The following is a 10,035-nucleotide window of genomic DNA, read 5'->3' on the forward strand; positions in this document are numbered from 1 at the left end:
GGGGTGGGCGGCGCCGGCGGTGCAGGGGATGCGGGCGACTGAGGAGTGTCCGACCCGGGAGGCGGAGGCGGCTTCGTGACGGTCCGCGGGGTTTCCGGCGCCGGTGTCGACGTGCGTTCGCTCGGCTGGCCTGCGGTCGTGCTGGCCGGTGGATTGTTAGGCAGCCCTGGAGAATTCGACGGATCCGGCGAATGCGGGACGGCCGTGGTGCGCGGTGACGGCGACGGAGTGGCGGCCGGCGGCGGGCAGACCGGCAGCACCGAACCCTGGGCCAGCTTGTTGATCTGGCCGATGGCGTCGTCTTCGGAACCGGTCGGCAGACCCGCTTCCACCTGAGCCCGGTCGGCCTGCTTCAGGTCCGTGACCCGAAAAAGCTGGCAGCCGGACGCCGATTGGCCCGGTGCGATGAGGTTGAGGTCGTTGCGGGCCGTCAGGCAACCGTGCCGGTAGGTCTCCTGCATCGCGACGCCGAGGATCGACCCGGGTATGCCGCGCATGATCGACACGGTGCCGTCGTGCGCGGCGACGTAATAGTTGCTGCGCACGACCTCGCGGCCGATGACCAGACCGGCGACGACCACCAAAACCAAAAGCGCGGCGGCGATGAACATTCGCCGCCGCGATCTCGGTGCACGAACCGGCTCCTCTGGAGGGGGTTCGATCCGCTTGGCCACATTGCGGCGCGGGTTGAATGCCGACGCGCGGCCCGCTGCTGTGTTGGGGGGCGCGGTCTGATCGTCGTCACCGGATACCGCGCCGGCGAGAATCGGCTGGGTCTGGCCGTAGTCGTAGTCGACGACGTCGGCCACCACGACCGTCACGTTGTCGGGTCCGCCGCCGCGCAGGGCCAATTCGATTAGGCGGTCCGCACTTTCGGCCGTGTCGGGGATCTGCAGCGCTTCGAGAATGGTGTCGTGGCTGACCGGATCGGACAGCCCGTCGGAGCACAGCAGGTACCGGTCCCCGGCTCTGGCCTCACGCATGATCAGGGTGGGCTCGACCTCGTGACCGGTGAGCGCACGCATGATCAGCGAGCGCTGTGGATGGCTGTGCGCCTCCTCTAGCGTGATGCGGCCCTCGTCGACCAGTGTCTGGACGAAGGTGTCGTCCTTGGTGATCTGGGTCAGTTCACCGTCGCGCAGCAGATAGCCGCGGGAGTCGCCGATGTGGACAAGGCCAAGACGATTGCCCGCGAACAGGATCGCGGTCAGCGTGGTGCCCATGCCTTCGAGCTCGGGGTCCGCCTCGACCTGAGCGGCGATGGCGGAGTTGCCCTCCCGGACCGCGGTGTCGAGCTTGCTCAGCAGGTCACCGCCGGGCTCGTCGTCATCGAGGTGGGCCAGCGCCGCGATCACCAGCTGCGAGGCGACCTCGCCGGCTGCGTGACCGCCCATCCCGTCGGCCAGCGCGAGCAGGCGCGCACCCGCGTAGACGGAGTCCTCGTTGTTAGCGCGGACCAGGCCGCGGTCGCTGCGCGCGGCGTATCGAAGCACCAGTGTCACGGGCGCAGCTCAATTACCGTCTTGCCGATTCGAACCGGCGTCCCCATCGAAACGCGTACCGCAGTCGTCACCTTGGCCCTGTCGAGGTATGTGCCGTTGGTCGATCCTAGGTCTTCTACGTACCATTCCGAACCTCGAGGGGACAGCCTTGCGTGCCGTGTCGAGGCGTAATCGTCGGTGAGAACCAGAGTCGAGTCGTCGGCGCGGCCGATCAGCACCGGCTGGGTGCCCAACGTGATGCGCGTTCCCGCGAGCGCTCCCTCGGTGACGACCAGCTGCCGCGCCACGTTCCTGCGGCCGCGATTGGGCAGCAGCGAGCCCCGCAACGGCAATCCCCGTCGCACCATGACTGCTCCGGTCGGTGCGTAGATGTCGGTCCTCAGGATCCGCAGCACCGACCAGATGAACAACCACAGAAGCAACAGGAAGCCGACGCGTGTCAGTTGCAGTACCAACCCCTGCATCTGACGTCCTCTCCGTCCCCGTGCGTTCCGTCGCATCGACAGCCAAATCGATGTCGCCACCTTCGGCAACGTCACGATACTTGGACGGCCAGCTGCATGGGGAGAAGCCGACAGCTTCTCCCGTTGAGGGCCGGCCGCAGATCGGCCGAGCCTCAGTGCACGCGGACGACGATCTCCGAATGGCCCAGCCGGATGACGTCGCCGTCGGCGAGCTGCCACTCCTGGACCGGTGCGTTGTTGACCGTCGTGCCGTTGGTCGAGTTGAGGTCGGCGAGCAGGGCGACCTGGCCGTCCCAGCGGATTTCCAGGTGCCGGCGGGAGACGCCGGTGTCGGGCAGGCGGAACTGAGCGTCCTGTCCGCGGCCGATCACGTTCGCGCCTTCACGCAGCTGGTAGGTCCGGCCGCTGCCGTCGTCGAGCTGCAGGGTGACGGTGGCGCCGGCAGCGGGGTAGTCGCTCTGCCCGTAGCCGTAGCCGCCGCCCGCGGGCTGGCCGTAGTCGTATCCGCCCTGGGGCTCGGCATATCCCTGATCGGCGTATCCGGCGCCGGCGTCGCCGCCGTAGCGCCCGTAGTCGGGCTGGGCTCCGTAGCCCTGGTCCTGACGGCCGTAGGCCTGCCCGCCGTACCCGCCCTGATCGGGATAGCCGCCTTGGTCTGGGTAGCCGCCCTGATCAGGATAGGACGGGCGGCCGTAGCCACCGTCGTCGGGCCGCGATGGCGCAGGCGGACGGCCGTAGTCGTAGTCACCTGCCGGCGCTTGGTAGCCCGGCTGGCCACCTGGGGGCGGGCCGTAGCCGCCGGGTGCCTGACGGTAGCCCGGATCCTGGTACCCGCCGCCGCCCGGGGGTGGGCCGTAGCCGGCAGGCGGGCGCTGCTCGTAGGACGGCGGTGGGTAGCCGCCCTGATCCGGGTAGCCGCCCTGGTCGGGATATCCGCCCTGGTCGGGATATCCACCTTGATCGGGGTAGCCGCCGCCCTGGCGCGGGGGGTAGCTCGCGTCGCGTGGGGGCGGGTAGCCGCCCTGCTCTTGCGGCGGGTAGGGGGCGCGGGGATCCTGCCCGCGGTCTTCTGGCCGGCCGTATCGGTCGTCGTAATACTCGTCGCCGGGCCGCCCCTGAGCCTGGCCGCCATATTGCGTCGGGTTGTCGCTCATCGGTACTCCTGATTCTGCGTTGGACGAAAGGTCTCGGGGTGGTGAGGCGGGATCGCCACTGGTGGAGTCGGGATTGACCGCCCCCCGCGCGCGAAATTGTCCGGTGTGCAGGCTGGATGATTGTTCGAACCTGACGACCACATCACCATACGTTTGCCATCCCTGCTCATGGACGTATCCCTCCAAGTGCTTGGCAAAAGTTGTTGGTGTGAGGTCCGGGTCGGCACTCACCTTCTGATAGTCAGGCACACTGAGGGTAATGACGTAGTCGTTTGGCGCCAAAACTCGCCCGGCGGCCAATTCGCGCGCACCGGTCTCTGCCTCGCGCCGAAGCATCGCCTCGACCTCTTGCGGAACGATCGATCCGCCGAACACCCGGGCGAATGCGTCGCCAACGGTCGACTCGAGCTTCCGCTCAAAACGGTCGACCAGACCCATATCACCGCCTGCCTCATTTGTTGTTGGCCGCCTTGCCGGTGACCGGGGTGCGCACCCTGCTGTTCCCACGCGTGTCGCCTGGCCACCACCCTTGCTTGCATGGTATCGGCCCGGCACGTCGAGGCGTGACCAATGGAATTCTGAGAATTGAAACCCAGCAGGTCAGCGGCGTTTGTCTGGAAAACGTCCCGGCCCACAGCACCGCATCGGCACGGTTGGGGAGCACGGTGTTGTGCGTGATAGTCTTCCCCGGTTGTTGGGGCGAGTGGCGGAATGGCAGACGCGCTGGCTTCAGGTGCCAGTGTCCTTCGGGACGTGGGGGTTCAAGTCCCCCTTCGCCCACAATTCTTGAACCGACTCAGACGAGCACTCCGCGCAGGACCAGCTCGCTGAGCGCTGCCGCTGCGGCGTCGATGTCTTTGACGTGACGTACGCAGACGGCGTACCACGCGCCGCCGGCGATGACGTCCATGACGGTGTCGGCGTCGATCCCGGGGCGGGCCGTTCCCTCGGCGACCGCGGCGCCGATCCGGCCGGCCAGCTGGTTGCGGGCGGCGGCTTCCAGCCGGTCGCTGATCACGCGGCGCATCCTGCGGTCGGACCGTAAGTCGTTGAGCAGACCGGGAAGTGCCTCACGTACGGCCGGATCCTCGTACATGGCCAGGGCCCCGCGGCACAGCCGGGTGATCTCGCCGACGAAGTCGTCCGCGGGAGGTTCGGGCCCGAGGTCGGGAAACAGCGCCTCGTGCACCAGCTGCGCCTTGGAACTCCACCGGCGGTACACCGCCGGACGGCTCACCTGCGCCGTGGAGGCGATCAGGTCGATGGTTGCCGCCGCATAGCCGCGGTCGACGAGCAGGCGCCGGGTCGCGGCGAGCACCGCCGCGTCTATCGACGGGTCGCGGCGCGAACCCTGACGCCGGTGACGCCGTTCGACGGTCTCCATGAATCGCGCCCTGCCTCCACCCGTTTGTCGTTACAGTGTGTCACAACAAGACCGTGGCGAACGTGGGTTACCCGCACGCATTCCAGCCTCTAGGCGTGCGGGTAACCCACGTTCGGCGGAATCATCGGAGGCGAATGTGACGATCGCGCATACGAACCTGTTGGCCGGTGTCGGCGAGGACGGCCGCCATTTGTACACCTGTCCGCTGTGTGAAGCCATGTGCGGCTTGGAGATTCAGGTCGAAGGCGGACGGGTGGCCGGCATCCGCGGCAACCGCGACGACGTCTGGAGTCGCGGCCACATCTGCCCCAAGGGCGCCAGCCTGGGCGTGGTCCACCACGACCCCGACCGGATCCGCCGGCCGATGATCAAAGTCGACGGCCAGTGGCAGGAGGTCAGCTGGGACGCCGCCTTCCGCCGCTGCACCGAAATGCTCGCGCCGGTGATCGAGAAGCACGGCATCGGCGCGGTGACCTGCTACACCGGAAACCCGCTCGCGCACTCGTTCTCCCTCGGCCGCTACACCGGCGTGCTGCTCGGGATGTCGGGCATCCCGCTGTCCTACTCGCCCGGGACCGTCGACCAATGGCCGAAGAACCTCTCGTCGCACCTGATGTACGGCGGATGGTGGACGTTCCCGGTACCCGACATCGAGCGCACCGACCTGCTGGTGGTGATGGGCGCCAACCCCTCGGCCTCCCAGGGCTCCCTGCTGGCCGCGCCCGACGTCATGGGCATCCTCGACGGAATTCGCAAGCGCGGCAAGGTGATTGTCATCGACCCCGTCCGCACCCAGACCGCGGCGCGGGCCAGCGAATGGCTGCCGATCACACCCGGTACCGACGCCGCGTTGCTGATGGCTGTCACCCACACACTGTTCGACGAAGACCTGGTCGCCCTCGGGGACCTGGCTCCTCACGTCGACGGACTCGACCGGTTGCGGGAGGTCGCCGCGGACTGGTCCCCGGAGCGCGTCACCGGCGTCACCGGAATCGAAGCGCAGCGCATCAGGGAGCTCGCGCGCGAGCTCGTCAGCACCGAGCGCGCCGTCGTGTACGGCCGAATCGGTACGTGCAACCAGGAATTCGGCAGCCTGGCCAGCTGGCTCGTCGACGTCGTCAACATTCTCACCGGACATTTCGACAAGCCGGGCGGCTCGATGTTCCCGCGTGCCACCGCGTGGTCGGTGACCGTGCAGCCGATCCCCGGCCTCGAAGACGGCGCCGCCGAATTCGGCCGGTTTCGCACCCGGGTGCGCGGCGCCAAGGAGGTGCTGGGGCAGGTACCCGTGTCGTGCCTGGCCGAGGAGATCGCGACGCCGGGGGAGGGACAGATCAAGGCCCTCATCACGGTCGCCGGTAATCCGGTGCTGTCCACGCCGGCCGGCCACAAACTCGATGAGGTGCTGCCGCAACTGGACGCGATGATCTCCGTCGACCTGTGGATGAACGAAACGACGCGGCACGCCGACGTCATCCTGCCCGGCCTGTCGCCGCTGGAGCAGCCGCACCACGACGACCTGATCCTCAACTTCGCGGTCAACAGCATCGCCAACTATTCGGCGCCCGTCTTCGAGCCCGACGAACCCGACCGCCCCCACGAGTGGGAGATCCTGGTCCGGCTCACCGGGCTGTGTACCGGCGTGCCCGCCGAGGACGTCGACGTCGCCGCGATCGACGACGGCTTCTTCGACTACATGGCGTTCACCCAGGGCCTTGACGGCGCGGAGATCCGCAAGCACTACACACATGGCGGCCCCGAACGCATCCTGGACCTCACCCTGCGTACCGGTCCGTTCGGTGACAGGTACGGCGAGAACCCCGACGGCCTGACGCTGGAAAGGTTGAAGGCACAACCCAACGGCATCAACTTCGGGCCGATGGTGCCGCAGGTCCCCGACGTCCTGGGGACCGCCGACAAGAAGATCCGGCTGGCACCGCAATATCTGCTCGACGACCTGCCCCGTCTGGCCCAGCGCCTCGACCGCGCGCCCGACGAGCTGGTGCTCGTGAGCCGACGTCATCTGCGATCCAACAACTCCTGGCTGCACAACGTCGGTCCGCTGATGAAGGGCAAAGACCGGTGCACGCTGCTGATGCACACCGATGACGCCGTCAAGCACGGTGTGGTGACCGGCGACGTGGTCACGGTGACATCGGAGGGAGGCAGCATCGAGGTGCCCGTCGAGGTGACCGCCGCGATCATGCCGGGCGTGGTCTCGATGCCGCACGGCTGGGGCCACGGCAAGCCAGGCACCCGGATGTCGATCGCCAACGAATCCCCCGGCGTGAACACCAATGTCCTGTCCCCGCCGAACTTCATCGACGAACCGTCGGGCAACGGGGCGCTGAACGGTATCCCGGTGACGGTGACCGCGACGTCGACCTGAAAGTATCGACGCGTGGGCAAGAACGAACGTTCAAGAATCGTCATGAGCGACGACGAGATCGCCGAGTTCATCGAGCGCAGCCGCACCGCGACGATGGCGACCGTGCTCCCCAACGGACGGCCGCACCTGGTGGCGATGTGGTACGCGGTGCTCGACGGTGAGATCTGGTTCGAAACGAAGGCCAAGTCGCAGAAGGCGGTCAACTTGCGACGCGACCCGACGATCACCGTCATGATCGAGGACGGGCAGAGTTACACCACGCTCCGCGGGGTGTCGATCGACGGCACCGCGGAAATCATCGATGATCCGGAAACCAATCTGCGCGTTGGCATCAGCGTGTGGGAGCGCTATACCGGCCCATACACCGACGAGATGCGACCGTTCGTCGACCAGATGATGAACAACCGGATCTGCGTGCGGGTGGTACCCGGGCGGATGCGCAGTTGGGATCATCGCAAGCTCGGCATGGGCGACATGCCCGTCGGCGGCAGCACCGCCCAGTACCTGTAGGGGAGAAATGGACCCGAACAAGAAACCGGCACAACTGAATTCGCCGTTCGTCAATAAGGTGATGAAGTATGCCGGCAAGGCGCACGTGTGGGTGTACCGGAAATCTGGCGGGAAGATCGGCGCCAACTGGCGCATCGGTGCGGGACTGAAGAAGCCGGTGCCCACGTTGCTGCTCGAGCACACCGGCCGCAAATCCGGCAAGACGTTCGTCTCGCCGCTGGTGTTCATCCAAGACGGTCAGGACGTGATCGTGGTGGCGTCGAAGGGTGGTAGCGACACCCATCCGCAGTGGTACCGCAATCTGGTGGCGACTCCGGACGCCTACATCGAGATCGGCACCGATCGCCGCGCCGTCCGTGCCGAGACCGCGTCGCCGGAAGAAAAGGCGAGGCTCTGGCCGAAGCTGGTCGAGGCCTACGCCGACTTCGACACGTACCAGAGCTGGGCCGACCGCGATATCCCCGTGATCGTGCTCAAGCCACGCTGAGCCCGATGCGATCTATCTCACAGTCCTGAATGTTGGCCAGCCCGGTGTGTCGGGTAGCCAACCGTCAGGTGCTCCCCAGCGCCGACCCAATCCGTCAACGCTTAAGGGGCGATACATATGACTGACACCACCACCAAGACCGCTGAACTCACGTTGATCAATCAGCTGCGCACCGTGCTCGACCTGACGCACACCGAGATTCAGGTCGCCGAGACCCGCATCGCTCAGGCACGAACCGACGCGGTCCGTGACGAGCTGACCAAGAACGCCAACAACGGCCGTATCCGCGCGGAGGCCATCGAGAAGGCCATTCGTGACCTCGGCGGATTCCCCGACACCATCGGCCCGTTCCTCGGCCGCGCCGCAGCCGCGGTGAAGGCGCTGACCGAGCAGGCCCAGCCGTTCGACGAGGCACTACTCGGCGATCTCGCGCTCGAGGACCAGCTGCTCGATCGGTCGCGCTACATCAAGGCGCTCGCGGTCGCGGCCAAGAAAACGGACGTGCAGGAGCTCGCCGATCGTTTGATCACTGCCCACTCTGCGACCGTCAACTGGCTGACCACCGTGCTGGCCGAGGACGCCCTTGGCGGGCCGGCGGCGCTGCGCCGTACCCCGTTGCAGGCGGCCGCCGGTACCGCGGTGAAGATTGTGGGCCTGCCCGGGCAGTGGTCGGCGCAATCCGCCGAGCGTGTTGCCGAACTCGTGCGTTCGTCTGGTCCGGCCGTCGACGAGCTGGTGAAGCGTGCACAGCGCGCCGGTGAGGTAGCCCTCAAGGCCATCGGGGCCTCCCGGGATGCGGCGCTGCAGAGCGCCGAGGCCGTTGTCCGCGACGAAGGAGCCGAGAAGACGGCGGACGCGCTGCACAACGCGCGCGCAGCCGGGGGCATCCTCGACGCCGAGGAACTGCCGATCCCCGAGTACGACGAGCTGAACCTCAATGACGCCGTCGCCGCGGTCAAGGAACTCGAGGATCCGTCCGACATCCGGACGGTCATCGCCTACGAGGAGATGAACAAGAACCGGCAGCGGCTGGTTTCGGCCGCGCAGACCCGAGTGGCCGAGATCGCCCAGGAGGTTGTCGGCCTGAGCTGACATCCACGCCGTACCACCGGACACCCCGCAACCTCTCGAAGTTGCGGGGTGTTCGCGCTGCGCAACACGGCATGCTAGGACAGACGAGGTCGAGATGAGGGGGCAGTGTGGCGTTGAGTCCGGGCATGACGGTGGCCGGCTACACCATCGAGGCGGTACTGGGTGCGGGCGGAATGGGCACGGTCTACAAGGCCCGCAACCCCGCCCTGCCCCGCAGCGACGCGCTGAAGGTGCTCTCGGAGGGCTTATCCCGCGACGACCACTTCCGCGCCCGGTTCCTCCGCGAGGCCGATCTGGCGGCGACGCTCGATCACCCCAACATCGTCACCGTGTACACCCGGGGCGAGACCGAGGACGGCCAACTCTGGATCGCGATGCAGTACGTCGACGGCAGCGACGCGGAGAAGGAGACCCGCGCGCGCCGGATGACGCCGCTGCGCGCCGTTCACATCGTGGGCGAGGTCGCCAAGGCACTCGATTATGCGCACCGGCGTCAGCTGCTGCACCGGGACGTCAAGCCGGCCAATTTCCTGCTCGCCGCCGGCGATGAACGAGTCTTTCTGGCGGACTTCGGAATTGCTCGCGCACTCGACGACGCGACCAACCTGACGGCGACGGGCATGGTGGTGGCGACCATCGCCTATGCGGCACCGGAAAGTCTGTCCGGTTACACGGTCGACGGCCGCGCCGACATCTATTCCCTCGGCTGCTCGCTGTTCGACCTGCTCACCCAACGGTCACCGTTCGGCAATTCCGGGGGTATGGCGGCGACGATGGCCGCGCACCTGAACGATCCGCCGCCGCGGGCCACCGATCTGGTGCCCGCGCTGCCCCCGGCCATCGACCATGTGATCGCCCGCGCCATGGCCAAGAATCCCGACGACCGTTATCAGTCGGCGCGCGAGTTGGCCGATGCCGCGGCGCGCGCGATCAACGAGCCGACGGTCGCGCTGCGCCCGGCCCCGACGATGCAGGCGCCCCGGGTACTGAAGCTCAGGACTTGGCGATCTCGAATGACTCGCCGCACACCACGGCGTGCACCGGACCGTCGAA

At 67.3% G+C, this 10,035-nt stretch carries 9 protein-coding genes and 1 tRNA gene; 6 read left to right on the forward strand and 4 right to left on the reverse strand.

Annotation, left to right across the window (positions count from 1 at the left end; genetic code table 11):
- From BST47_RS29760 to BST47_RS29770, 3 genes are all read right to left on the reverse strand, one after another.
- The coding region (locus BST47_RS29760) for a PP2C family protein-serine/threonine phosphatase (RefSeq protein WP_107529131.1) at positions 1-1,502 on the reverse strand (1,502 nt) is incomplete at its 3' end.
- Positions 1,499-1,966, reverse strand: coding sequence for an FHA domain-containing protein FhaB/FipA (locus tag BST47_RS29765; protein WP_083129340.1), 468 nt, complete (start codon positions 1,964-1,966; stop codon positions 1,499-1,501). The genes BST47_RS29765 and BST47_RS29760, both read right to left, overlap by 4 nt.
- Positions 1,967-2,118: 152 nt before the next feature.
- Complete coding sequence (locus BST47_RS29770) at positions 2,119-3,558, reverse strand: FhaA domain-containing protein (protein WP_083129341.1); 1,440 nt, start codon at positions 3,556-3,558, stop codon at positions 2,119-2,121.
- A gap of 259 nt (positions 3,559-3,817) precedes the next feature.
- Between BST47_RS29770 and BST47_RS29775 the strand changes: the two genes are divergently transcribed.
- A tRNA-Leu gene (locus tag BST47_RS29775) sits at positions 3,818-3,900 on the forward strand.
- A 16-nt stretch (positions 3,901-3,916) separates the two neighbouring features.
- Here BST47_RS29775 and BST47_RS29780 read toward each other — a convergent pair.
- Positions 3,917-4,504 (reverse strand): TetR/AcrR family transcriptional regulator, encoded by a 588-nt coding sequence (locus BST47_RS29780; RefSeq protein WP_083129342.1) that lies wholly within the window; start codon positions 4,502-4,504, stop codon positions 3,917-3,919.
- Between the two features lie 136 nt (positions 4,505-4,640).
- Here BST47_RS29780 and BST47_RS29785 point away from each other — a divergent pair, with 136 nt between their 5' ends.
- From BST47_RS29785 to BST47_RS29805, 5 genes are all read left to right on the forward strand, one after another.
- Positions 4,641-6,893 carry a molybdopterin-dependent oxidoreductase gene (locus tag BST47_RS29785; protein WP_420094073.1) on the forward strand — a complete coding sequence of 751 codons (2,253 nt, stop codon included), beginning with the start codon at positions 4,641-4,643 and terminating at the stop codon, positions 6,891-6,893.
- 12 nt (positions 6,894-6,905) lie between these two features.
- On the forward strand, positions 6,906-7,403 hold the full coding sequence (locus BST47_RS29790; protein WP_083129343.1) for a pyridoxamine 5'-phosphate oxidase family protein: 498 nt from the start codon (positions 6,906-6,908) through the stop codon (positions 7,401-7,403).
- Between the two features lie 7 nt (positions 7,404-7,410).
- Positions 7,411-7,890, forward strand: a complete 480-nt coding sequence (locus BST47_RS29795) for a nitroreductase family deazaflavin-dependent oxidoreductase (protein WP_083129344.1) — start codon at positions 7,411-7,413, stop codon at positions 7,888-7,890.
- 117 nt (positions 7,891-8,007) lie between these two features.
- Positions 8,008-8,982, forward strand: coding sequence for a phosphoribosylanthranilate isomerase (locus BST47_RS29800; RefSeq protein ID WP_083129345.1), 975 nt, complete (start codon positions 8,008-8,010; stop codon positions 8,980-8,982).
- A gap of 125 nt (positions 8,983-9,107) precedes the next feature.
- Positions 9,108-10,035 (forward strand): serine/threonine-protein kinase (locus BST47_RS29805; RefSeq protein WP_234809930.1); only part of this gene is annotated, 928 nt, incomplete at its 3' end.

It is taken from the genome of Mycolicibacterium tusciae, assembly GCF_002086795.1.
GTDB classification, from domain to species: domain Bacteria; phylum Actinomycetota; class Actinomycetes; order Mycobacteriales; family Mycobacteriaceae; genus Mycobacterium; species Mycobacterium tusciae.

Coding starts and splice junctions, on each gene's coding strand:
- BST47_RS29765 (WP_083129340.1), bottom strand. CDS start 1,966: ATGCAGGGGTTGGTACTGCAACTGACACGCGTCGGCTTCCTGTTGCTT.
- BST47_RS29770 (WP_083129341.1), bottom strand. CDS start 3,558: ATGGGTCTGGTCGACCGTTTTGAGCGGAAGCTCGAGTCGACCGTTGGC.
- BST47_RS29780 (WP_083129342.1), bottom strand. CDS start 4,504: ATGGAGACCGTCGAACGGCGTCACCGGCGTCAGGGTTCGCGCCGCGAC.
- BST47_RS29795 (WP_083129344.1), top strand. CDS start 7,411: ATGGACCCGAACAAGAAACCGGCACAACTGAATTCGCCGTTCGTCAAT.
- BST47_RS29800 (WP_083129345.1), top strand. CDS start 8,008: ATGACTGACACCACCACCAAGACCGCTGAACTCACGTTGATCAATCAG.